At 60.6% G+C, this 23,443-nt stretch carries 16 protein-coding genes and 5 pseudogenes; 15 read left to right on the forward strand and 6 right to left on the reverse strand.

Features of this window, described 5'->3' with window-relative positions; all coding sequences use genetic code 11:
• Window positions 1-148: 148 nt before the first annotated feature.
• Both ATB1_RS12460 and ATB1_RS20755 read left to right on the forward strand, forming a co-directional pair.
• The gene (locus ATB1_RS12460) at window positions 149-1,048 is read left to right on the forward strand and encodes an SOSS complex subunit B family protein (protein WP_042662356.1); all 900 of its coding nucleotides are present in this window, start codon (window positions 149-151) and stop codon (window positions 1,046-1,048) included.
• A gap of 236 nt (window positions 1,049-1,284) precedes the next feature.
• A complete protein-coding gene (locus ATB1_RS20755) occupies window positions 1,285-1,785 on the forward strand; it encodes a hypothetical protein (RefSeq protein WP_082256300.1) in 501 nt (166 codons plus the stop codon).
• A gap of 35 nt (window positions 1,786-1,820) precedes the next feature.
• On the opposite strand, the gene ATB1_RS12465 is transcribed toward ATB1_RS20755, so the two are convergent.
• On the reverse strand, window positions 1,821-2,105 hold the full coding sequence (locus ATB1_RS12465) for a PadR family transcriptional regulator (protein ID WP_042662788.1): 285 nt from the start codon (window positions 2,103-2,105) through the stop codon (window positions 1,821-1,823).
• 1,271 nt (window positions 2,106-3,376) lie between these two features.
• Here ATB1_RS12465 and ATB1_RS12470 point away from each other — a divergent pair.
• The 7 genes and pseudogenes from ATB1_RS12470 (at window position 3,377) to ATB1_RS20765 (ending at window position 7,723) form a co-directional block, all read left to right on the forward strand.
• Window positions 3,377-3,856 (forward strand): hypothetical protein, encoded by a 480-nt coding sequence (locus ATB1_RS12470; protein ID WP_128081419.1) that lies wholly within the window; start codon window positions 3,377-3,379, stop codon window positions 3,854-3,856.
• Window positions 3,857-4,487: 631 nt separating this feature from the next.
• Window positions 4,488-4,978, forward strand: a pseudogene (locus ATB1_RS20760) (hypothetical protein).
• A gap of 18 nt (window positions 4,979-4,996) precedes the next feature.
• A complete protein-coding gene (locus ATB1_RS12480) occupies window positions 4,997-5,269 on the forward strand; it encodes a hypothetical protein (protein WP_042664106.1) in 273 nt (90 codons plus the stop codon).
• Between the two features lie 143 nt (window positions 5,270-5,412).
• On the forward strand, window positions 5,413-5,808 hold the full coding sequence (locus ATB1_RS12485; RefSeq protein ID WP_042664109.1) for a hypothetical protein: 396 nt from the start codon (window positions 5,413-5,415) through the stop codon (window positions 5,806-5,808).
• A 98-nt stretch (window positions 5,809-5,906) separates the two neighbouring features.
• Complete coding sequence (locus ATB1_RS12490; RefSeq protein WP_042664111.1) at window positions 5,907-6,245, forward strand: hypothetical protein; 339 nt, start codon at window positions 5,907-5,909, stop codon at window positions 6,243-6,245.
• A 73-nt stretch (window positions 6,246-6,318) separates the two neighbouring features.
• Window positions 6,319-7,249 (forward strand): annotated as a pseudogene (locus tag ATB1_RS12495) (ImmA/IrrE family metallo-endopeptidase).
• Window positions 7,250-7,314: 65 nt separating this feature from the next.
• Window positions 7,315-7,723 (forward strand): annotated as a pseudogene (locus tag ATB1_RS20765) (SWIM zinc finger family protein).
• A gap of 29 nt (window positions 7,724-7,752) precedes the next feature.
• Here the strand turns inward: ATB1_RS20765 and ATB1_RS12500 are convergent.
• Window positions 7,753-7,938 (reverse strand): hypothetical protein, encoded by a 186-nt coding sequence (locus tag ATB1_RS12500; protein WP_042664113.1) that lies wholly within the window; start codon window positions 7,936-7,938, stop codon window positions 7,753-7,755.
• A 381-nt stretch (window positions 7,939-8,319) separates the two neighbouring features.
• Here ATB1_RS12500 and ATB1_RS20770 point away from each other — a divergent pair, with 381 nt between their 5' ends.
• Window positions 8,320-9,246, forward strand: a complete 927-nt coding sequence (locus ATB1_RS20770) for a transcription initiation factor IIB family protein (RefSeq protein WP_082256410.1) — start codon at window positions 8,320-8,322, stop codon at window positions 9,244-9,246.
• Between the two features lie 74 nt (window positions 9,247-9,320).
• Here ATB1_RS20770 and ATB1_RS20775 read toward each other — a convergent pair.
• Window positions 9,321-10,002, reverse strand: a pseudogene (locus ATB1_RS20775) (IS6 family transposase).
• 294 nt (window positions 10,003-10,296) lie between these two features.
• On the opposite strand from ATB1_RS20775, the gene ATB1_RS12510 reads away from it, so the two are divergent.
• Window positions 10,297-11,202 carry a formylglycine-generating enzyme family protein gene (locus tag ATB1_RS12510; RefSeq protein WP_241768212.1) on the forward strand — a complete coding sequence of 302 codons (906 nt, stop codon included), beginning with the start codon at window positions 10,297-10,299 and terminating at the stop codon, window positions 11,200-11,202.
• Window positions 11,203-11,334: 132 nt separating this feature from the next.
• Window positions 11,335-12,792: a sulfatase gene (locus ATB1_RS12515; RefSeq protein WP_198526098.1), complete on the forward strand. Its 1,458-nt coding sequence runs from the start codon at window positions 11,335-11,337 to the stop codon at window positions 12,790-12,792.
• 332 nt (window positions 12,793-13,124) lie between these two features.
• Here the strand turns inward: ATB1_RS12515 and ATB1_RS12520 are convergent, their stop codons facing one another.
• Window positions 13,125-14,492, reverse strand: coding sequence for an APC family permease (locus ATB1_RS12520; RefSeq protein ID WP_082256395.1), 1,368 nt, complete (start codon window positions 14,490-14,492; stop codon window positions 13,125-13,127).
• Window positions 14,493-14,743: 251 nt separating this feature from the next.
• On the opposite strand from ATB1_RS12520, the gene ATB1_RS12525 reads away from it, so the two are divergent.
• Entirely contained in the window at window positions 14,744-16,396 is a 1,653-nt protein-coding gene (locus tag ATB1_RS12525) for a sulfatase-like hydrolase/transferase (RefSeq protein WP_082256396.1), read from the forward strand.
• A gap of 78 nt (window positions 16,397-16,474) precedes the next feature.
• Here the strand turns inward: ATB1_RS12525 and ATB1_RS12530 are convergent.
• Both ATB1_RS12530 and ATB1_RS12535 read right to left on the reverse strand, forming a co-directional pair.
• Window positions 16,475-18,578 (reverse strand): annotated as a pseudogene (locus ATB1_RS12530) (glycoside hydrolase family 3 C-terminal domain-containing protein).
• A gap of 410 nt (window positions 18,579-18,988) precedes the next feature.
• Entirely contained in the window at window positions 18,989-21,205 is a 2,217-nt protein-coding gene (locus tag ATB1_RS12535; RefSeq protein ID WP_042664122.1) for a glycoside hydrolase family 3 N-terminal domain-containing protein, read from the reverse strand.
• Between the two features lie 173 nt (window positions 21,206-21,378).
• On the opposite strand from ATB1_RS12535, the gene ATB1_RS12540 reads away from it, so the two are divergent.
• Both ATB1_RS12540 and ATB1_RS12545 read left to right on the forward strand, forming a co-directional pair.
• On the forward strand, window positions 21,379-21,744 hold the full coding sequence (locus tag ATB1_RS12540; RefSeq protein WP_042664124.1) for a hypothetical protein: 366 nt from the start codon (window positions 21,379-21,381) through the stop codon (window positions 21,742-21,744).
• A 121-nt stretch (window positions 21,745-21,865) separates the two neighbouring features.
• Complete coding sequence (locus ATB1_RS12545) at window positions 21,866-23,062, forward strand: inorganic phosphate transporter (RefSeq protein ID WP_042664125.1); 1,197 nt, start codon at window positions 21,866-21,868, stop codon at window positions 23,060-23,062.
• Window positions 23,063-23,443: the final 381 nt, after the last annotated feature.

The raw sequence follows: 23,443 nt of genomic DNA on the forward strand, positions 1-23,443 counted from the left end.
CCGGCGTGAAGGCGCGGCGCGGGCACCTCGGTGACGGCGTCATCGGTCGACATCGAAGCCGTGGCTCAAGCAGGTTGGTTCGTGAGAATCCCGCGAGTGGGTTCGCGGGCGTCGGCGCGTCAGCGCCTTCAGGAACGTGTCAGTTCCAATGTCTAGTAACAACTCCAATCGCAAGGTAGTTTCGGTGGCTGAACAGGCGTTCGAACACGCGGACGAGACGGCAGTCGACGAAGACGGGTTTGAGGTCGTCGACGAGACGCCGACGTTCCAAGCGACGGTACAACAGGAGATCCAAGCAAAGGTGGATGCGAACCACCCTGACGGGATTGCAGACACGAGCGACGAGCGGATTGACGGCGTGACGTTGGCCCAAGAAGAACGCATTCGAGCGCGGGAAGCCGAACTCGAACAGATTAGTGCCCGTGCGGAACTGGGCTCGCAAGAGGGTCGTGAGGCGCGGTCGCGGGTGATTGCGGCCGAACGAAGCGCTGAGCGACGGCGGCAGTTCCAGAAGCGTGCGGCGAGCGTGAATCCGGTGATGGACCCCGACCGGGCGGATCCCCGGACGGAGCTGACCCAAGAGCAGTTGGGCGCAGTGAACTCTCAGGCAACACGGTTGGCGGAGAAATTGGATGGGTGGTCGCGAGCGGCGATCAGTCGGCGACTGAGCGAGGCGGTGTTGGGTGGCAAGGATATGATGTCGGCAGCGGTAAGCGTGTTCGAGGAACTCGAAGGCGCACCGGGGACGATGGTGCCAATCGGGAAGCTTGAGGGCGTGTCGCGACGCGAGGTCTGCATTGAAGGGACGCTGACGACGGTGTGGGAGTCAGAGTCGCCAGCGATTCAGCAAGCGGGGATACTCGAAGACGAAAGCGGGCAGGTGAAGCTGACGAGTTGGAAGGCGTCGGACGTGCCGTGGATTCGCGAGGGCGAACGCGTGCGGATTCACGGAGCGGCGCGAAACTGGTACGACGGGCGTGTCTCGATTGCGCTGACGGGGTGGACGACCGTGCACTTCCCCGAGCGCGACGCCTGGTGGGACGCCTAACGTCGCGACGCAGCCTTCTTTTTTGTTGGTGGCCGGGCCGACCCAGACCCCACCGCCCCACCCTCCGCTCCGTGCTCGCTCCTTCGGAGCTGCGCGCGCAGCCACGACCTTGGTCCATACTCAACATCGAGATGCATGTCCATGGCGGCAACCTTCCTGATATGGACCGTAGGAATCACGGTCTAATAACGTGAGGTCCAGAAGTACTATAAAACATGTATTTGTAGTGACTAGTCATGGCTGGAAATGTCTTTCTCGTCCCGTGTGACCCCGGAAATTTCCGCAGAACAGTTCTCAACCGCGTTGAATTAGATGGATATCCGGATCACCCTGCTGCACTTTCCAACCTTGAGTCTGTCCGATTCTGGGGTGCCCGTGATGGTGAGAGTAACCGAAACTACTTCGAGAAAATGGAGTCAGGCGATCTTGTATTGTTTTATCAGGATGGTCAATACGTAGGCACTGGGTTCGTTGGGCTAACATTTGAGGATTCTTCCAATTGGGCAAGCACAACGTTCTGGCGGAACGCACCTTCGAATCTCATCTACACGATTACTGAGTTCGATGAGGTTGCTGTTCCGCGAGCTGCTGTCAATCGAATCTTTGGGTATGGGGATGAGTACTATCCTCAAGGATTAATGCGGGTTGCTTCAGGTCGCGTCAGCCGTCGCCCAGTAGTAATCAAGCGAGCGGTAACAGAATTTGATGCAAGGAATAACTCGCAACAAGGTACATAGCGTATCTTCGCCGCTTGTGGTCGCCTTATTAGTTCTTACTCAGTGAGTGTACTCGTATACTGCTGTTCCCAGTCGTCGCGGGCTTCGATTTCTCGGCGACCGCGAGCGGTGATTGCGTAGACGTTCGTTCGGCGGTCTTTTTCGCCTTTGTCGAGCAGTCCCTTCTCGACGAGCGTATCGAGGTTGGGATACAGCCGGCCGTGGTGGATCTCGGTTTCGTAGTAGTCCTCGAGTTGGTCTTTGATTGCTAGCCCGTGTGGCTCGTCCAAGCCGGCGGTGACATACAGCAGGTCGCGTTGGAACCCGGTCAAATCGTACATTTTGCTGCCTATGGCTAGTTTCAGAATACATATACGTTTGTTGGCCATCGGCCGGGTTTCAGAGCGCCCTCGCTGGACGAACGTTTATATCGGAAGGTACAGCCACGACGCGGTATGCCGCCCTACCGTGATCCGACCGCGGAATTTCGACCGTATGGCGAAGCGACGCAGATTCCGGACGTGCAGTTGGAACCCAACCACACCGAGCACGGCGACGCAATTCCAGAACGTGACTACCCCGTTGGTGACGATATAGACACGGACATCTGTCAGACCTGTGAGCGGGCCATTCCTCGGACTCAGAGCCAGTGTCGGTTCTGCCTCGAACAGGATGTCTCGGGCCCAGACAGCGCTTCAGAGTCACGCGAGCAATCACTTCACGGCATCATCTGTTTGCTCGTCACCTCACAGTCCTCGCGTGGGGCGGTCGCAAAAGGGACTGCCGCAGCACGCTTACTGCAGCGTTCTCACTCGTCGACCATTGACGAGTGCACGCCCATCGCGGCACTTGAACAGTCGCTCGCAGAACCACTCCAGACGCGATGGGGTCACCTCCCGGACGTCGTCCCAGCAACTGGGTCACGTGCGGATGGGTTCGTGGAGAAAGCGAGGACAGTCCCGCTGTGGTCCGATTCTCCTTCAGCGGAGGGTTCTGCCTCCCGATGGTACGATGCTGCTGGGACGCAGATTACTGAGGGCTCCCGGCGTGAGCAGTTGCTCTCGGACCCGAAGACGTGGGTTGTCCCAGCGTTTGCGCTTCGACGAACGTCTGTCGACACGTCGCCGTCACAGCCGATGTCTACCTCATTAACACGGCAACTGCTCCGCTGTCAGTCGTGTAGTGAACAGACACCGCATCGGTTCGATTCACGCGAAGATAGTCCACCTGCAGCGTGGACTGGTGGAGCAATCTGGCGGTGTTCCGTATGTCGAACACCGCAGTATGGACCTGATCCAGACATCTGATGTTGGTACGAGGAGTGGACCAGAGTTCTGTTGAGATTCTTAGAACCTAACAGAAATCGTGTGACTCAGATAGACGGTGCATTCATCTCAGAACCCGTTTATTCCATCTCTACCACGCTGAACTAACCGATGAGTAGGACTGGTTCGGTTACCGCGACGTCGATTCTCGTTGTCTTGGGTTCGGTGCTGTACGTAGGTGCTCTCCTCTAATCGTGAGGTTATCGCGGAAGTCGAGAGACTCGGTAGTGGAACTAACTGGTGTCAATAGGTCTATAGGCCAACAGTATGTCGTGATAGAATATACTATGTCACGAACTGGGCCAGAATACGTCGAATCGGAATCTGAACTCTACCAGGATCTTGACCTCAAACGGAAGCAGGGACAGATTTCTGAGGAAGTATCGCAGGCATTCATAGATTTGTATGACTTCGCCCAAGATCTCGGAGACGATATCGAGATAGGAGAGGCAAAGAATGCAAACTTTCGAATGTTTGTCGACGCTCATCGGGGCGATTACCAGAACAACCCAAGCGTGTTCTCGGCGAATGTGAGTGGGTTGGTGAAAATCTGGCCCGCTAAGATGCCCTACAATCACGAATCTGAACCACCGGTTGGTTGGGACGAACAGGACTACGTCGACTTCAAACACGCATTCCAGTCTCTCCGGGGTGTCCCCCGGGGTGACCAAGAGGTGAGCTTCCAAACACTAGTCACGGAGAGGAACCTCGAGGAATTCAAATCAATCGTCGAAGACTATGTCACTATCTGTCGCGAAAAAGCCTGATTGATTTGAAACATATCTGGCTGTTGTACTCGCTTGTCTGACTTGGTGCAGCGTTGATTCCCCTGAGTACTACAGACTGTACTGCGAGGAGTACAGTCGGCGGAGTGCCTAATACGCCCCCGTCAGTCGATCAAGACAGGAGGCAACCTCTGTGTTGAAACTGCTTGGACTCACACTCACGTGCTGGGCGCTAGGCATCCTGTCGATCGCAATCGGACTGGGACTGCTCTTGCTGTAATCAGAACCTGACATTCTTGTCGAGTAGAGGCTACTGCGAATGATGGTTACGTAGAACTGTAGAGCATCGCCTTCGGTGTTTCAACAGAGACCTATCCCCGATCCCCGAAACAACCGGTAATTAACTACTGGTCAGTTTTGAGCGATTCGACTCTCTCAGGCGGGATGTTATGCTGGGGATCGACTTGCGCCCTGAGTTCAGTATGGTTTCACCGGTTTATCAACGACTGAGGATTCAGCAGAATCAGTGTGATATGTCCTCTAGGGGCTCAAGAGCAACAGTACACGTGAACACCGGTGCGTCGTGGTGGGTTGTGTTTGTGTGCGCCGGCGATAGGCGCCGGCGCAGCGGGTCGGATAGACTTCGACTCCTGAGTTGACGAGGTAACGACGAATGCACCAAGTAATCTACGCGCTCGTGACTGCATCGACAACAGACGAAGCCCTCTCACGGGCCGCCAATGTGTTCGACCAACTTGTGGGAGTCGCCCCCCAAGCCGAGGCGGTGTTCGACTACTATGTGACGTTCGATGACGATTCAACAACGGTCGCCGGCAGCGCTCGCTGGGTGATCTCCCGGTTGCAGTTCCCATTGCCTCGGAGGACGGCCAAGAACTGCTTGAGCGCGGCTGGCAGGCGACGACACGCGAGTTCGAGCGGAATCTCGAGCGTGTTCGAGAGGGCGTTGACGACCTTGACGTCGCGGCGATCATGCGCGATGAGGACCTCGTCAGGCATGCGTACCACAATCTCGGGGCGTACCGCGGGCCGCCGGTGTACCTCTACGATGAGTTCGGTGATGGGGTTCGGCATCGAGAGCGACTCGAGCAACTCGTCGGGTCGAACGACCATCTGTGGATCGTTCCCGCTGATGTCCATTACTGACTTTGGAGGCTGTGCCCGATGGAACTCCTGAGAGAGACGCTTCCTGATCGTGGTCTCGCTGTTCGACTCGTCGTTGACGACGCAACTGCCAAGTATCGAGTTGAGTACACGCCGTTGTCTGGCGGTGTGATGACCGACGAGTGGACTGTGTTCGGTGGCACCGTCGGCTACGATGCGTCGGTGTTTGCAACTGGCGCTGCTGCACGTGCGTTTGTTGAGCGCGCTCGAACGACCTCACACGATGACGTTCTCGCGGGGTTAGCAGTAGACGTTGAGCGGACTACCGAGTAGTCTGGTGGTGCGCTTGGTGTTGTTTTTGCGCCGCCCGAAGGGGCGGAGGCGCAGTAACAGATGCCGATTCCAACATTCGCAGTTGAGTTGTCCCGCGTTCACCACCAGTCGCCCGCGATGCTCGCCAGGGAGGTGAGTATTCGATGAGTCTCGAGCGCGTGTTCCGCCACGACGAGGCGCTGTTCGAGTTTCTGTGGTGTCCGGTGTGTGGCACGGAAGCGTTCACGCACATTCCCTTCGAGGGGGTGTTCTGCACAGAGTGCAATACCAGCGTGACGTGCCGTGAGTCGCCCGAGTCACGTGGCTACGATGAGGCGGTCATCATCACATTCGACGCGACGACGACGTGGAATCTCCACGTTGAGGAGAAACTTCGCCGGCCGCTTCCCGACGACGAAGCACAAGTTAAGATTCTCGGTGCACCGGGTGACTACCACGTCGATTGGTGGGCACCAACCACGACCGAAGACTGGACGCCAGTCGAGCGCAACGAGTTCGCTGACGAATCCGAACCCGAGGCGGTGTCGCACCTCGCATAGCGTCGATCGAGAGACTCCTCGGTACCCGCGCAACATCGAGATTTTTTGCGCCCGTGATGGGTGCGGGCTGAAGACACAGTCCGTGTGACGTGATTTCCATGAGTCACCAACAGACAGAGTCAGACGTCTCGATCGACGAGATTCCAGTTGATCTCGAACTCGCACATAGTACTGACCTCTCCCGAGTCGACGTTCCCGATGAAATCGAGTCGATAACGTGGGACCTCCTAGGCGAGCAACCGCCGACGAACCCACTAGTCGTTCTCAAAGCGGCTCGCTGGTGGTACATCCACGGCGCAGGTGAGTCCGATCCCGTGTACTGCTGGGCGATTGAGTGGGTTCGACACCTCACGACCGGCGAGGCGACTGCGAGCGGCCTGTTCGGCGAGTGTCGACAGTACCTTCGTAGCCTCGAGCGCGAGGACACCGACCAGTAGGTCGTCCCGCCTGTTTTTGTGCGCCCCAGAGGGGTGCGGCGCGTCCTGAAGTGACGCGTCAGAACTGAAACCAATGGCAACAACGAGTTCCCCGTCGGTGTCGTTCGACGAGACCGACACCCGACACGACGAGATGCATCGTACGATCGAACAGTGGCTTGCGGACCTCGCTGCCGACGTCGACGACGCTCGGGCGAGCGAGCAGTTCCAAGCGTGGCTGGACGTCCAGAGCCGGTTCCACGACTACTCCCACCGCAACACCCTCCTCATCACCCTCCAATGCCCTGAGGCGACGAAGGTCGCGGGGCTACCGGACGTGGCAAGAAGAGTTTGACCGGTATGTCGAGGAAGGCGAGTCAGCAATCTGGATTTGGGCGCCGATCATCACGACCCAGTGTCCCGAGTGTGGGAACGCACCGAGCTACCACGAAAACAGCGAGTGTGAGTACGACGAGACGCCTCCCGAAGAGTGGTCAGAGGGGCTCGTGGGGTTCAAGCCCGCTCCAGTCTTCGACATTTCGCAGACCGAGGGCGAGCCACTCCCCGAGCTGGACACGGCGGCGACCGGTGAGCCTGACACGCTCGTCGAGGATCTCACCAACATTGCGTCGGACCTCGGTGTAACCGTCCGCATCGTCGATCCCGACGAGTGGCGGCATGGCGAAGCGAAGGGTGTCTGCCAGTCGCGGAGTGTCCAAGACCTCACCCCACTCGTGGAAGTGAAGGACCGGTCGAACCGCGCGGACCTCGCGTCGACGATCATCCACGAGTACGCCCACGCGATTTTGCACTTTGACATCACCGACGCGACCGAGCGGGCGAAACGCGAGGTCGAAGCGGAGGCCGTCGCGTACGTCGTCGGTCGCTATCTCGGCTTGGATACGAGTGGGTCGGCGTTCTACCTCGCGGCGTGGCAGGGCGACGAGACAGACGTGCTGCAAGAGCGACTGGGTCGGATTAGTGGGACGGCCGGAGAGATTCTGTCGACACTCGACGCGGTCTAATCCGTCTGCCGTCCGGCGTGGTTTTTGATGCCCCCGAGGGGTGCGCGCAGTGCGCGTTAGCTATCATGACTCCTGTCCCCACAGAATTCGATCCACCTGCACGCGTCCTCAAGCGGGCGCAGTACGAGGCGTTCGCGTTCGAACTACTTGACGGCGATATCCGCGTGCGAAACGAGAGCTATGCCGACCCGGCTGCGCACGAGTACCGGGTTCGAATTCGGGATGGCGTGCCTGATTCGTGTTCGTGTCCCGCTGACGCAAGTAGTGACAGTCCGTGTAAACATCGGATTGCAGTCGTGATTCGACCACGAGTACTCGACCTCGCCGTGCAGATGCGTGTCGTCGCAGATGGTGGGTCAACATTGGAGCGGCGATGACGGCACAACAGGCCTGCCCTGCGAGTGTGAACAGCTGTCTGAAGCTCTTCCCTGTTGGAACTGTGTCGATGCTGGGCGGTGTGACCTATCTGAATAGTCGTTAGTGGGTGTTTCGTACTTCACCCGTCAGTCGTCGGACTGCTGGGTCGCAGCGTACGCACCAGCAAACTGCTCGCACATCTCTCGACGGAGTAGTTCACTCATGACTTCGTAGACGACCGGCTGGAGATACTTGTCGAGGAGGTGTTGGACGTCAGCTGCACATTTGCTTTTTTCAGTCGCAAAGTTCGCAGCCCATGGTGAGCTACTCATACCAGATAGTAATTTATTGTCTCAGTTGACTGTTCGCTTGGTGAGAGATTCCTACGACTGCAGTCCGTGACTCGTGACTCACAGATATCGATAACTCGAGTATCGAGTGTACGAAACTCGGTGGGCACGAGGCCCACGAGGGAGTTATCAAGGGGTGGATGCAGATGGCGTGGTACGCGATTCCGCACCCGTTGCAGAACAGGGCGCGTCTTGTGTGACACGACGAGCCTGCAACGGTAATCCGCCTGCGAGCATGTTTGGTATTGTGGTTCAGTCATTTAATGACCACCAACCGAAGCCAACCTGTTCGAGACGGCGACGATGTTTTTTGAGCCCCTGACGGGTGCGGGGCGCAGCGTGATGCGTCGCGTGGTGTTCGAGATGGCGATACGAGATGTCTACGAGCGACAGTTCGACGAATCGTGCGGGAAATCCTGTGGCAACGCCTCCTGTCCGGAATGTAGCGGTCAGGTCATTACAGATTCTGGTGAGCGACGGTGCCAGTCGTGTGGGCTCATCATTGACGGGCATGGTATCGACCACGGCCCGGAATGGCGGTCGTTCGAGCGCGAGGAGCGAAGACGAGTGGGCGCGCCGCGAACGCCGACGCGACACGATCACGGTCTCGCCACCGAGATCGGCCGACACGTCGACGCGAATGGGAGGCCGCTTCCGGGCGAGCGACGACAGCAACTCTCCCGACTCCGCACCCAGCACAGTCGGAGTCGGTACCAGTCGAGTCGTGAGCGACGGTTGGCTCACGGGTTGGACGAAGTCCGGCGACTCGCCGGCGCGCTCGACCTCCCCGACAGCCTGCGTGACCAAGCCTGTCGGTGCTTTCGGTCCGCTCAACAGGCGGACCTGCTGCCCGGCCGGTCGATCGAAGCGGTCGCGGCTGCGAGTGTCCATGCGGCCTGTCGATGTGCAGGTGTTTCGCGAACGCTCGCCGAACTCATCCCGCTCGCACGGGTGGCTGAATCGCGCGTTCGGTCAGCGTACAACGCACTCAATACAGAATTGGGGCTGCCTGCGGAGCCAGTTACACCGGTTGAGTTCGTTCCGCGGGTGGCAGATGCACTTGATGTGACTGACCAGATTCGGCGACGAGCACGGTCGTTAGCCGAGGCGTCAAGCGACGAGTGGGCTCATCGTGGCGCGAATCCGCATGCAGTCGCCGCGGCGTGTGTGTATACGGCTGCTTCCGAGCGGGACTGGCAACTCACGCAAGCTCGTGTGGCAACTGTGTGTGATTCTTCAGTCAAAACGATTCGGACGCATCACCAGACGTTGTGTGGAGTAATTGCGTAATATCCTACCACAATCAATAATTATGGGTTGTTAGCTATCTACTAGGTGACTGAAATAAATAACTTCGGCACTGTCTATTTAGTGACTTTCTCGACTGGCGTTCGTCTATCGAGCGCTTGATGCGGTCTTTGAACGTTGTAGTATTGCACAAATAATATGAAACAATAACGGACGATTCCGTGACTGCCCACCCACGAATTATGAAAGTGGTCGACTCGAATTTTGAGGGTGTGAAACCATGTTTCGATGAGGCTTTGATCAACGTAGTCAAGCCGACCGGTAAATCCTAACCGAGAGTCTGCAGTCTGGTAGCTGTAGCTATCAACCAGAAACACAGCATCTGAGAGACCGTGTTTCCCGGAAGGTCGATGGAGAACCGCAGCAGCCGGATCGATATCATGTCGCCCAAACATCTCGACCTCGAGAATCAGATTTGTCTTAATTTATATTGTATTATACAAACAAAATCACTCGCCGTTGACTTTGACAGCAGTCTCTTTGACTGCAACCCGCTTCGGCTTCGCCTCTGGCGGGTTGTGACCGCTGTCAGCCAGCCGATGTACCCACTGCCAAACAGTTTGAGGAGACTGTTCAACGCCAAGTATTCGAAGCATTTCTTTTGTCTCTCTAAGCGAACAACCGGTCGTATGGAGCTGGATGGCCAACATCCTGGCGGATGTCTCCGTCCGCTCACGCTTCCCCAGTTTCTTCTAAATCCGTCGCAAAGCACTCGCTGAGCAGGTCTGCGGGTGTCATGGCCAATTCACTCAACGACCTGCTCGTTTCTCAAACTGGCTTAACCAGACAGTACCGTTGTGTAACAATCTAGTGAGACTCTTAACCGGAAGACGGGTCGTTCCCTTGGAAACAGAGACGCGAGTTGAACGGCCAGCCGCGCCACGCGATGTGTCAGCCCGCATCGCCCGTTTCGTCGTGTCGCGTACTATTTTACTGACCGCGCGTGTATCGTCGACTATGACTGACCGAGGTTCGCCGTGTTGCTCCGGCTCCAGAGCCGATATTGAAGGGGACACATCGACCCACAGCTCGGTGTCAGACGTCTCACCCTCGACCGACACTCCCCGTGGGATGCAGCAGATGGTGCAACTTGACGGCGGGACGTTCGTGATGGGAACCGACTCGGACGTCGGCTTTCCCGAAGACGGTGAAGGTCCCGCTCGCGAGGTAACGGTCTCCCCATTTGCCATCGACAAGTACGCGGTCACGAACGCGGAGTTCTTGCAGTTCGTCCAGGACACGGGCTACACGACGGAGGCGGAACGATTCGGGTGGTCGTTCGTCTTCGAGGACTTCGTCGCACCGGAAGACGACGACGCGGTGATGCAGAACGTTCCGGACGCGCCGTGGTGGGTTGCGGTTCAGGGTGCGAACTGGTTACGCCCCGAGGGGCCCAGTTCGAGCGTGTTGGAATCGCGGCTCACACACCCGGTGACGCAGGTCTCGTGGAACGACGCGGTCGCGTACGCGGAGTGGGCGGGAAAACGACTGCCCACGGAAGCAGAGTGGGAGTGCGCCGCACGCGGCGGCCTCGAGCAACAGCGGTTCCCGTGGGGCGACGACCTCCGGCCAGACGGCGACCACCGCTGTAATATCTGGCAGGGAGAGTTCCCCGAGAACAACACCGAGGACGACGGCTATCTCCAAACGGCCCCCGTCAACGAGTATTCGCCGAATGGCTACGGGCTGTACAACGTCTCGGGGAACGTCTGGGAGTGGTGTGCGGACTGGTTCAGTCCGGACTACCACACGACCGACGACTACGACCACCACGACCCGGCCGGTCCCGACGACGGCGACAACCGGGTGATGCGCGGGGGGTCGTATCTCTGCCACCGCTCGTGGTGTAATCGGTATCGAGTCGCCGCACGGTCGAAGAACACGCCGGACAGTTCCACGGGGAACATGGGCTTCCGGTGTGTGGCTGCCCTCGACTAAGCCCGACCGACCAGCGTGTCGTCGTCGATACGATTCCGTGCCGCTGTCGAGGGAGTGGCCGCGCGTCTGCTGGCGTTCCGGCGAACACGTCGTGGGTGTTTATGTATGTTCAGCCAAGACTCACGGTCATCTATGACGGACCAGTCCCGTCCGAACGTACTGTTTATCCTCTGTGATCAGATGCGGCGGCAGGCGATGAGCTGTGCCGGTGACCCGAACGTCTCGACGCCGAATCTCGACCGCCTCGCCGACGACGGAGTTCGGTTCACGAACGCGAACTCGACCGCGCCGATCTGCGTCCCCGCACGGCTGTCGCTCGTGACTGGCCAGCACCCACACACGCGGAACGCACACCATCACTGGCGGATGTCGCCCGCCGAACGGACCTACGGCCACGAGTTCTCCGAGAACGGCTACCAGACGGGCTACGTCGGGAAGTGGCACCTCGCGGACGTGGGGCGGAGCCGCCCAGTACCCGAAACTCACCAGGGTGGCTTCGACTACTGGCGCGGATTCGAACTCAAGAACGACCCGTTCGACACGTCGTACTACGTGGACGACGACCCCGAACCGCACCCCATCGACGGCTATCAAACCGACGGGCTGTTCGACCTCGGGACGGAGTTCCTCGACGAACACGGCACCGGAGACGACCCGTTTTGTCTCACCGTCTCGGTCGAGCCGCCGCATCCCCCGTTTATCGCCCCGGAGGAGTACCTCGACGAGTGGGACGACAAACCGTTGGAGCTTCGACCGAACGTCCCGTATCCGGACGCCGAACCGCCGCTCACCATCTTCGGAGAGCCCTACGAGTCGTGGGGCGACAGAGAGACGAGCACGCCGGAACTCTACGAGCAGTACCCGTATCACGGAGAGACGTTCTTCGACGAGATGCGGAAGTACTACGCGATGATCGAGAACCTCGACGACAACGTCGGCAGGCTGTTGGACGAACTCGATCGCCGCGGCATCCGCGACGAGACGGCAATCGTGTTCACGTCTGACCACGGCGAACTCCTCGGGTCACAGGGCTCGATGGCCAAACAACACCCGTACGAAGAGTCGGTCGGCGTGCCACTGATTATCTCGTACCCCGATGGTGGCATCGACACGGGCAGAACGATCGACACGCCGACCTGTACCGAAGACATGGTCCCGACGTTCCTCGGCCTCGCGGGTATCGAGAGCGACCAAGACCTCCCGGGTGCCGACCTCACGCCGCTGATGCGAGACGCGGACGAGACGCTCGACCGCGACGGTGTGTTACTGGAGTTCGTCCGCGAGATCCGGCCGATGATGCCGTACCACGACGAGACCTGGCGTGCGTTCCGGACGGAGCGGTACAAGTACACCGTCAAGGGGTACGACAACATGAGTCCCGGGTCGTTCACCGAGTGGGGTGAGCCGTGGCAGCTGTACGACTTGCAGGAAGACCCCTACGAGCAGCACAACCTCGTCGATGACCCCGAGTATCGGGGCGTCGCCCGGGAGATGCACGGTCGCCTCCGCGACGCGCTCATCGAATACGACGACCAGTACGCGCTCGACGCCGCGTTCGGCCACGACAGCCTGAACACGCCCGACGCGTAGCTTAAATCGACCACCACCCGCGCCGAACGCTGCGGGTCTGTGTTCGGGGGAGTCTCGAACGGTCACGGGCCTCTCGGCCCTGCGGCAGACACCGCACAAACGCTTCTTTTGTCAGCGCGTCGGTCGTGCTCGTGAGTTCGCCGTGAGTCGCCGCGTTTGAGTCCGTGCACGAGGTGACCGGTGTCGAGTCCGTTCAGGGCGTCGAGCGTTACCTACGTATCCGAACGCGCGAAACGCGCGACTCGGCGGCGTCGGCGATGTGGCAAAAAGAGGACTGGACGGCGCGACTGAGTAGCGCTTAGCAGTACTGCGTCGTGGCGTCGAGGCGGAGCTTAATCATCACTCGCGACGGACGCGGGGCTTCCAAGTTCCTCCGAGTCCGTCTCGATGCTGATGGTGCCCCGAAGCGTCTGGATACCGTAGATGCCGACCCCGATGACGAGGAACGTGAGGTACCACTGCACGCCGGTCGGACTTTCGGACGCCATCGACATGACTAACGTCCCGAGCACGACCGCTGCCGCCCGGGAGAACCAGCGGACGCTGCGCGGCGTGAGATATTGCGAGTTGGCCATCGGTCCCGTTTCGAACAGCTCCGGCCGCGTGGACGGGAGTCGCGACGCCGTCAGGCAGGTGATCGTCAGGAGCGAGAGATTCCCGATGGCGGAGGCTTGAATCATGTCGTTCAGCGGAATGTTGACCAGGACACCCACCACGGACGCGGCGCCGAGAATCACGAGCACGTATTTCGGCTCGCCGTGTTTGTTCTCCGCGGCGAGCCACGTAGGGAGGATGCCGTCGTTAGCAACCGCTTTCACGTAGCGCGTGACCATCGAGAGAATTGCGATGTTCGACGTGACGCCGGCGACCATCGCCGCGATCGTCGAAACGACCAGCAACTCCGGGGTGAGGTACTGGGACGTGACGACACGAAGCGTCTGGTTAGCTAGTTCCTGGTACGGAACCATGCCGACGCTCACGAGGATGACGCCAGTCCCGATCAGCGCGACGGCGCCGGTGTTGATGAACAGGATTCGACCGAACGCCTTCTCGGGGTTCTCGATGTCGTCGCCGAAGTCGATGATGTACAGACCGGTGATGAACGTCGTCAGCATCACGCCCATCGTCGAGAGCGTCGACGTGAGACTCGCCGGGAACACCGGCGTCAGCCTGCTCGGGTCGATGTTCACGAATCCTAAGGAGAGAATCACCCCGATGGAGACAAGCAGGAAGGCGGACAGCACGATTTCGATTCGCCCGACCGCCTGGATGCCGAACCAAACGATACAGACGGTCGAGACCAACAGGAGGATGGTGAATATCTGCGTCGAGACGCTCGGGAAAAAGGCGTTCAGGTACGACGCACCTGCGATCACCAGTATCTGCAGGATGACGAAGCCCGACATCAAAATGGACGGCCACAGAATGCACCAGCCGATGAAGTGGCTCAGTTTCTTGTTTTCGGGAAGCAGCATTCGAGAGTTGTAGTAGTAGTGTCCCGGTGAGAGTGACCACGTCTTCGTGAGCGCGAGATACCCGGGGGCGGCCAATGCGACGACTCCCATCCCCAAAATCGTCACAATCGCTGTTCCGGGCCCACCGATCGACGCGGCGGCAACTGGTTTCGACCAGAGTGCGCCACCGATGTTGAGTCCGAGCATTACGGCTAAGCCACCAATCCAACTCAGCTTATTATTCATTGGCAATGACGAACAATGAGGGAATACAATAAATAATTTGGGTTAGATTCAATCTTCTGTCGGGGGTGGTGACATCGCTCAGTGTGAGTCGCTTCGTCGACAGGCCGATGCAGATGCGTGGTCGTTCAACACACCGGTTTCAGCGGCGCGTCGGAACAGTCTGAGGGCTCTTCGGCCCACAGGGACTCACAACGCTGTGTTTCAGCGCCGCGTGAGAAAGAATTAGTACGCCCCATGAACACGGACCGGATATGGCTTCAGCCCAACCTCCGAACATCCTCTGGATCTCGCTCGAAGATACGAGTCCGCGCTTCGGGTGCTACGGAGACGACGTCGCAACCACCCCGAACATCGACAGCATCGCCGCCGACGGGCGCGTCTACACGGACGCGTGTGCGACGGCGGGCGTCTGCGCCCCGTCGCGGGCGTCAGTCATCACTGGCTGCCACCAGACGGCAATCGGCACCCACCACATGCGGACGAAGCACATGAACGAGGACACGCCGGAACTTCCCACGCCGTACTCCTCGGTCCCACCGCACTATGTGACGGCGTTCCCGGAGTTTCTCCGAGCGGCGGGCTACTACTGCACGAACAACTCGAAGACCGACTATCAGTTCGACAACCTCGGCGAGAGTCAACACGACTTCGACGCTCCCGTCTCCATCTGGGACGAAAACCACGAGGACGCCCACTGGCGAAACCGACCGGACGACGACCAGCCGTTCTTCGCGGTGTTCAACCCGATTCGGACCCACGAGAGCGGCATGTGGGAGGATGGCTTTGTCGGCGTTAATGGAGACCCGGAAACTGACCCCGCAACCGTGGACGTCCCGCCGTATCTGCCGGACACCGACGGCGTCAGGAAGGCCATCGCGCGGCAGTACGACAACATCGCGCGGTCCGACGAGGAGGTCGGGCGACTCCTCGGTGAGTTACGAGAAGACGGGCTGGCCGACGACACCATCGTCTTCATCTGGAGCGACCACGGCGAGGGCCTCCCGCGCGCGAAACGGTCGCTGTACGATTCGGGCATCAACGTCCCGTTAGTCGTCAGGTGGCCGGGTAAAATCGAAGGCGGCGAGCGGAGTCAGCGCCTCGTGAGCCTGCTCGACCTCGGGCCGACCGTCCTGTCGCTCGCCGGCGTCGATATCCCGACGTGGATGCAGGGACAGCCGTTCCTCGGCCCGGACGCGAACGACCCGCGAGAGTATCTGCTCGCGGCGCGGGATCGCATCGACGAGAGCTACGACATGGTGCGCGCGATTCGGACGGACCGCTACAAGTACATCCGGAACTACGACCAGACGAACCCGCCGCTGGTCTGGGTTCCGTTTCGGGCACGCGGTGAGGCGATGCAAGACCTCCTTCGACTCCACGCGGAAGGCGAACTCGACGGGCCGGCCGCGGAGTTGCTTTCGGGCGGTCGCCCGGTCGAGGAACTCTACGACCTGGTGGCTGACCCCCACGAGACCAACAACCTCGCGGATGACTCCGCCCATTCGGAGACGCTGGCAGAACTGCGCGCGGCGATGGACGACCGACTGGACGCACTCGGCGACCGGGGCCAGCTCGACGAGACGCAGCTGGTCGACCAGATGTGGCCCGGCGGGGAGCAACCGGTGACCGCGACTCCGACGTTCGTCCCGAACGCACCAGAAAACAGGATGATCGAGGCGACACCGACGGGTGGGGAGTTCACGGCTCCGACGACGGTCACGCTCCATTGCGATACGCAGGGTGCGTCTATCGTGTACGCCACCGGAGAGACTGCTGACGCCCGCTGGAAGCTCTACACGACCCCCATCGAACTCGACGAAGGGGAGACGACGATACGGACGAAGGCGATTCGATACGGCTACGAAGAAAGCGACGTTCGAGCGGCGAGTTTCACCGTCAACTGAAGCCGCGACGGCATCCCTCGAACGGTATACCCAACACCGGGTCGGAGACGAACGGCAGACGCTGCTCCGCCCGACTCCTTACATCGTCACTTCGAACTCGATATCCCGCGCCGATCGACCGACTTCGATGGTGAATGGTCCTTCGAGCGCGGTCCACCCCACGGTCTCGTCGTACTTCGAGAACGCGAGGTCGTCGAGGTCGACGTCGACGGTCACCGTCTCACCGGCCGGAAGTTCCACGGCGGTGAAGCCGCCGAGTTCGCGGACGGGCCGGTCGTCGCTCGCGTTCGACGGTCGGACGTACGCCTGCACCACGTCGCGGCCCGTCCGGTCGGAGACGTTTTCGATGGTGACCTCGACGCGACGGTCGTCGACGAGTTCCGCGCCACGATATTCGAAGTCCGCGTAGGACAGCCCGTATCCGAACGGATAGACGGGGTCGGCGTCGGTCGCGTCGAAGTATCGGTAGCCGACGAGTAGGTCTTCGTCGTACTGCACCTCGCCGTCGATTCCCGGGAACGTCGCGTCGTCGGTCACCGGGTAATCGTCCTCGTTCGCGAAGGTGACCGGGAGCCGTCCGGACGGGTCGGCGTCGCCGAACAGGACAGCTGCGAGCGCATCGCCATCGGCCTGCCCGGGGTACCACGATTCGAGAATCGCGCCCACGTCGTCGCACCACGGGAGTTCGACGGGGCCGCTCGACTGGACGACGACGACCGTCCGGTCGTTGACCGCCGCCACGTCTTCGACGAGTTCGTTCTGCCCGCCGGGGAGCGTGAGGTCGTCGCGGTCGATCGCCTCCGCGGCGGCGTCCTCAACGACGACGACGGCGACATCGGCGTCTGCCGCGGCCGAAACCGCGTCGTCGAGTGTGGGTTCCGGTTGCTGGTCGTCGTCCTCGTCGTCACCGCCGAAGAACGAGACCTTCTCGATGGGCGGGATGCCGCGTTTGACGGTGACGGTCCCGTTCGCGCGTGCGTCGATTCCCGTCGCCGTCGGGACTTCATGGAGCGCGTCCATCTCCGAGGACCCGCCGCCCGTAGAAATCTCCTCGACGCCGGGGCCGATAACGGCGATGTCCGCGTCGTCCGCGAGCGGGAGCACACCGTCGTTTTCGAGCAGGACCACTCCGCGAGCGGCGATGGTCTCGGCGAGTTCTCGGTGGCCATCGTCCTCGGCCGACACCTCCGATCGGTCCTCGTCGAACGCACCGATGCGCTCCATCTGCCGGAGAATCCGCGTCACCATGTCGTCGAGCCGCGCTCGCGGGACATCCCCTCGTTCGACCGCCTCGCGGAGCGGTTCGGCGAAGTTGCCGGTGTTGGTCATGTCCGGCATCCCGTCCGAAACGTCCTTGGTTTCGCCGAAGACGGTGTCGTCGTCGTCTTCGGGTGGCTCGATGTCGAACATCTCCCAGAGTTCGTCGCGGGAAACGCCCGGCATTTCGAGGTCCAGCCCCCCATTTGCCGAGCTCACGGTGCTAACGGCTCCGAACCAGTCGGAGACGACGTAGCCGTCGAAGCCCCACTCGCCTTTCAGCACGTCGGTGACGAGCGGCCGGTTCTCGCTCATGAACGAGCCGTTGACGCTGTTGTAGGCGGTCATGATCGACCCGGCACCGGCGTCGATGGCTGCTTTGAAGCCGGGGAGGTAACACTCCCTGAGCGCGCGGTCGCTGACGTTCACGTTCACCGACGCCCGGTACAGTTCCTGGTTGTTGGCGACGTAGTGTTTCGGCGTTGCGATGACGTCAGCCGACTGGATTCCCTCGACGGTCGCACCGGCGAACGCGGCCGTGAGGACGGGGTCTTCGGAGTAGTATTCGAAGTTCCGTCCGCAGTGCGGCACGCGAATCAGATTGAGACCGGGGCCGAGCAGTGCGTCTTGGTCGCGGGCCTTCGCCTCGCGTCCCATGGCGGTACCCTGTTCCCGCGCGAGTTCCGGGTCGAACGTCGATGCGAGGGCAATCGACGCGGGAAACAGCGTGGCGGGCGCGCCGTTGACGCGGACGCCGAGCGGCCCGTCGGCCAATCGGAGTTCCGGAATCCCGAGTCGTTCGACGCCGGGGAGGTAGCCCGTCGCCGTCCCCTCGGGGTCAACCGCACCGTTGGACCAACTGGATTTTCTCTTCGAGCGTGAGTTCCTCAACTAGCGACTCAACGTCAGCTTTGGCGATTGCCATTCCTGTGGTGAGGTCCCGGCAAACGCGCATAAAACGATTGGTGATATGACTAGTATTACTCGACGGTTCGAAGGACTGGAGTCGTGGGTTGAGCCCAGACCTCAAACCCGGGCGCTCGTGGCGGAAGTGCTGATTCTCACCTCGAAACACCGGTGCCTCTCGTTCGTTTGGAGGGGTCGTCCACACCATTGTAATGAGAGTATTACTAGCATTTCTAAACTGGAGTCATCGCACACGGTGGTACCACGTCAACTCGAGATGCGGCGAGGTGAGTGCGTGTCACGCTCTGAGATTACAAGCTTATGCGTGTAATACTGTTTCGCGTCCCCGCGACGTGCAGTACGTGTCAGTGGTTAGTTCGGGTCCGAAAGTCCGTGCAGGACGTCCATGAGTAGACAGTAATACCAGAATTACTCTATCGTCAGCTCACGATTCAGGTCGCCGACGAACAGTTTGTACGTGCCGGATTCGAGCGCCCGAGTGCCGTCGGGCTTGACGACTCGGAGGTCGTCGGCCGTGAGTGTCATGGTTACCGTCTGCGTCTCGCCCGCCGAGAGCGTGACCTTCGAGAATCCCTTCAATTCCCGGACCGGCGTGACCACGGAACTGTAGCGGTGTTCGCCGAACAGCTGGACCGTCTCGGTTCCCGTGCGGTCGCCGCTGTTCGTCACTGCCACCGATACGGTCACTGCGTCGCCATCCACGATGGTCTCATCGGACACCTCGAGTGCGTCGTACGCGAACTCCGTATAGCTCAGGCCGAAGCCGAATTCGAACAGCGGGTCGTACGACGGCAGGTGTTCGTCCATCCCCAACGGGCTCGGATGCGGAAGCCAGTCGTGTCGCACGGGGAAGTCGCCCATCGCTCGAGGGAACGTAATCGGCAGGCGGCCCGAGGGGTTCGTGTTCCCGACCAGTACGTCGGCAATTGCGCGACCTCCTTCGAGGCCGGGGAAGAACGCGAGGACGACCGCGTCTACTTGGTCGAGCACGTCAGTCAGAATCAGCGGTCGTCCGGTGACGAGCACGAGGACCGTCGGGGTGTCGGTCGTAGCCACGGCGTCTAGTAGGTCCCGCTGTGCCGGTGGCAGTTCCAGCGAGTTCCGTTGCGGGAAGCCGCCGTTCTCGCCGCGTAACGACTCGGGGCCGAACTCGTGGAGATACCACGGTTCCCCGAGGACGGCGACCGTCGCATCGGCGTGTTCGGCGCGACTCGCGACAGCGTCTCGGTCCGTCAGTTCGCCCGACGAGACTCCCGGTTCGTACGTCACCGTCGTTCCGTCGTCGACGACGTGTTCGAGGCCGTCTCGAACGGTTGAGCCTTCGTTCTCGTCGAAGCCGAACACCGTCCAGCCGCCGAGGAGATTATCGAGCGAGTCGGCGTTCGGTCCCGTCACGAAGAGGTCGTCGACATCGGCCAGCGGAAGCGTCTCGTCGTCGTTCTGCAGGAGCGTAACGGACTCTCGGGCGGCCTCACGCGACACGCGTCGGTGCTCGTCGGAGCCGACGTCGATAATCGCGGATCGCGGTGAGACGTACGGATCTTCGAACAGGCCGAGTTCGAACTTTAGCGCGAGGATTCGCCGGACGCTTCGGTCGAGCAGCGACTCGGAAAGCGTCCCGGACTCGACTAACTCACAGAGCGTTTCGGCGTGCTGGGTGCCCCCGACGGACGCGACGTCGAGGCCGGCAGTCGTCACCTGTTCGACCGCCTCCGCGAACGAGGCGGCTGTCTGGTGTCGCTCGACGAGCATCCAGACCCCAAGCCAGTCGGAACAGGTCACACCCTCGAACCCAAGGCGGTCCCTGAGGAGGTCGGTCAGGTAGAAGTTCGAGGCGTGCGCGGGCTCGTTTCCGATCGCGTTGTACATTGGCATGACTGCCGCGACACCCTCGTCGATGGCCCGCTCGAACGGCGGGAGAAAGACGCGTCGAAGCGTCCCCATCGAGATATCGACGGGTGCCGTGTCCTCGCCGCGAGTCGGCTCACTGCTCGCCGGGTAGTGTTTCACCGTCGCCGCGACCGACGTGGGGTCGTCAAGCGACGCCCCCTGGAGGCCGCGTGTCTCCGCCGCGACGAATTCCTCGACGAGCGGCGAGGACTCACCGTACGTCTCGTAGGTCCGCCCCCATCGAGGTTCCCGAGCGACGTCCGCGGTCGGGGCGTAGTTTTGGTTCGCGCCGGTCGCTGCCATCTCGATTGCCGTGATTCGCGCAGCGCGCTCGACGAGGTCGGGGTTCCACGTCGCCGCCATGGCGAGGTTGTGTGGGAACACGGTGGCCCCCTCGATGTGGGCGTGGCCGTGAATCGCGTCGACCGGGACGAGAAGTGGGATGCCAAGTCGTGTCTCGTTCACCGCAACGCGCTGGAGTTGGTTCGCGACCCGGCCCGCGACGACGGCGGTGTTGTACGGCGAGAAGCCAGTGCCGAACGGCGTGGCCGATCCGACAAAGTAGTCTCTGATCGCGTCTTTCGCGTCGTCGACCGTCGTCGTTCGGGGGGCCTCGCGTTGGAGCACCGAAAACGAGCCGACGTGCAGCCCCACCATCTGCCCGGCTTTCTCCTGGAGCGTCATGCGCTCGAGCAGGTCAGCGACCCGTGTCTCAGTCGACTGGTCTGAGTCCATGTATGGTGGCTGGCTGGTCATACTGAACGATGCTGTGAAACCCATATCAAAGTACCTCCCGGTATCAGCCAAACTGTTTTATCGACGGACCATCGAGAGTAATACGGGTAATACAACATGCCAGTCGAAGCGACACTCGAGACGGACGCCACCGCCGCAGGGACACCTCACGCATGACCGACGACGAACCAGCCGAGTCCCAGGAGCAGAGCCCGCTGGAACATCAAGAGGCGCCGACCGGCCTCGCAAAGCAATGGACCAACAGGTCCAATCAGCAGACGACGCTCCCGAACGACGACCTCGACGTGAAGTCCGAGTGGGTCGGGATAACCATCTACCTGCCCGAGTCACTTCGGGAGGAGTTGGAGCTGGTGTTCCGAGAGCACAGCCTGGAGTCGAAGCGGTCGAACGACGCCGATCTCAAGAAACTCCGGCACTACTACCCACTCGTCGTCGCACTCGGACTCGAACTGCTCGAAGATGCCGAACCGCGAGATATCGCGCCGCTTCTCTCCTACGTGATGGACCAATATGAGTAAGTCTAGCGTGGACGTGAGTGACCCTCGTGTGGGGCAGTCCGCCCCCACGCTCACGACCGTGTCTGGCGATTTCCAGGCCGAACAGTAAGTTCAATATGAGGCCGGCAGACTCGACTGCTATATGGTCGCGTTCGGCGGGCTCGCAACAGTCGTTATAGCCGTAGTCGCAAGTTTGTTCATGGCATGGGCAATCGGGGCCGGATCCTCGGGGTCGACGCCGTTCGCACCCGCGGTCGGAGCCAACGCAATTTCCGTGATGCGCGCGGGTTTTTTCGTCGGCCTGCTCGGCCTCGCCGGCGCGATATTACAGGGGGCGAACGTCACCGGCGCAATCGGAAACGACCTCGTGGTGTTTCCGGACGGAGCCGGACTGTCCGCGGTCGCCGCTATCGTCGCGCTGTTGACCGCGGCGCTCCTCGTCGGCATCGGTATCTTCGCGGGCTACCCTATCGCCACCGCCTTCACCGTCACCGGCGCGGTCGTCGGCGTCGGCCTCGGGATGGGGGGCCAGCCGGCAATCGACAAGTACGTCGAAATCGTCACGCTGTGGGTGGCGGTTCCGTTCGTCGGCGGCGGTATCGCATTCGCGACGGCGTGGCTGTTGCGACACGACCGAACGCCCGAGCGGTTTCTGATTCCGGGGTTAGCCGGACTCGTCGGGGCAATCCTCGCTAACGTTGAGTTTACGGTGCTAGCTCCGGGGAGCGGCCAGGACTCGCTCGTCGGTGCCGTCGCTCGGGTCTTCGAGGTGTCCTCCCTGACGGCGGCGGTGCTCGTGACCCTCTTCGCGGCGGCGGTCGCCGCGTGGCTGCTCTACCGAGACGTGCAGACCGGCTACGTGGCCGCACAGCGGCACTTCCTCCTCGTGCTCGGGGGACTCGTCGCGTTCTCCGCCGGCGGGAGTCAGGTAGGGTTGGCTATCGGTCCGCTGTTGCCACTACTCGGCGACCAATCGACGGCCGCAGTTCCGATCACCGGTGTCTTGCTGTTCGGCGGGTTCGGCTTGCTCATCGGGTCGTGGACCGGTGCGCCGAGGATGATTAAGGCGCTCTCGCAGGACTATTCGTCGCTCGGCCCGCGGCGCTCCATCGCGGCGCTCATCCCGAGTTTCATTATCGCGCAGACGGCGGTCTTTTTCGGGATTCCCGTCTCGTTCAACGAGATTATCGTCTCGGCGATTATCGGGTCGGGCGTCGCTGGACAGGGTGACGTCAGCACGGGCAAAATCGGAAAAACGGTCCTCGCGTGGGTCGGCTCGCTCGCGCTCGCATTCGGACTGAACTACGGGATTTTCACGGGCCTCTCGACGCTGTTGTGAGCCCCGCTCGTTGGGGCGGAGATGTCCCTTGGCAAACGCCAATCAGGGAATGGGGGCAACGCGCGAAGGCGTATCGGTGGTAGTGTATTAAAAGGCAAGACTATCGGGATCAAAGGCTGTCTTACCAAGGGAGTAGATAACTCTCTTCGATATCGTTTCGTGATGATTTCTTTATTAGGATCCCCCAACGAGCCAGTATTCATGGTATCCGAGGAATCATTCGGCAAATTGGCCTAATACGTCCGCTTCTAGATAGTATTCTAAATGAAACAGTATTAAACAATTGGTCTCACTCCCTGCAAGAACCATCACAATGTGGAATTTTTCTCAGTCGACCAGGCAGTTAGTATTGTGAATTGTAAACAAATCTGGGTGCAAGAG

Source organism: Haloferax sp. ATB1 (assembly GCF_000730175.1).

Excerpts from the sequence above, each read along its gene's own strand:
- ATB1_RS12460 (WP_042662356.1), top strand. The coding sequence starts at position 149 with ATGTCTAGTAACAACTCCAATCGCAAGGTAGTTTCGGTGGCTGAACAG.
- ATB1_RS20755 (WP_082256300.1), top strand. The coding sequence starts at position 1,285 with ATGGCTGGAAATGTCTTTCTCGTCCCGTGTGACCCCGGAAATTTCCGC.
- ATB1_RS12465 (WP_042662788.1), bottom strand. The coding sequence starts at position 2,105 with ATGTACGATTTGACCGGGTTCCAACGCGACCTGCTGTATGTCACCGCC.
- ATB1_RS12470 (WP_128081419.1), top strand. The coding sequence starts at position 3,377 with ATGTCACGAACTGGGCCAGAATACGTCGAATCGGAATCTGAACTCTAC.
- ATB1_RS12480 (WP_042664106.1), top strand. The coding sequence starts at position 4,997 with ATGGAACTCCTGAGAGAGACGCTTCCTGATCGTGGTCTCGCTGTTCGA.
- ATB1_RS12485 (WP_042664109.1), top strand. The coding sequence starts at position 5,413 with ATGAGTCTCGAGCGCGTGTTCCGCCACGACGAGGCGCTGTTCGAGTTT.
- ATB1_RS12490 (WP_042664111.1), top strand. The coding sequence starts at position 5,907 with ATGAGTCACCAACAGACAGAGTCAGACGTCTCGATCGACGAGATTCCA.
- ATB1_RS12500 (WP_042664113.1), bottom strand. The coding sequence starts at position 7,938 with ATGAGTAGCTCACCATGGGCTGCGAACTTTGCGACTGAAAAAAGCAAA.
- ATB1_RS20770 (WP_082256410.1), top strand. The coding sequence starts at position 8,320 with ATGGCGATACGAGATGTCTACGAGCGACAGTTCGACGAATCGTGCGGG.
- ATB1_RS12515 (WP_198526098.1), top strand. The coding sequence starts at position 11,335 with ATGACGGACCAGTCCCGTCCGAACGTACTGTTTATCCTCTGTGATCAG.
- ATB1_RS12520 (WP_082256395.1), bottom strand. The coding sequence starts at position 14,492 with ATGAATAATAAGCTGAGTTGGATTGGTGGCTTAGCCGTAATGCTCGGA.
- ATB1_RS12525 (WP_082256396.1), top strand. The coding sequence starts at position 14,744 with ATGGCTTCAGCCCAACCTCCGAACATCCTCTGGATCTCGCTCGAAGAT.
- ATB1_RS12535 (WP_042664122.1), bottom strand. The coding sequence starts at position 21,205 with ATGGACTCAGACCAGTCGACTGAGACACGGGTCGCTGACCTGCTCGAG.
- ATB1_RS12540 (WP_042664124.1), top strand. The coding sequence starts at position 21,379 with ATGACCGACGACGAACCAGCCGAGTCCCAGGAGCAGAGCCCGCTGGAA.
- ATB1_RS12545 (WP_042664125.1), top strand. The coding sequence starts at position 21,866 with ATGGTCGCGTTCGGCGGGCTCGCAACAGTCGTTATAGCCGTAGTCGCA.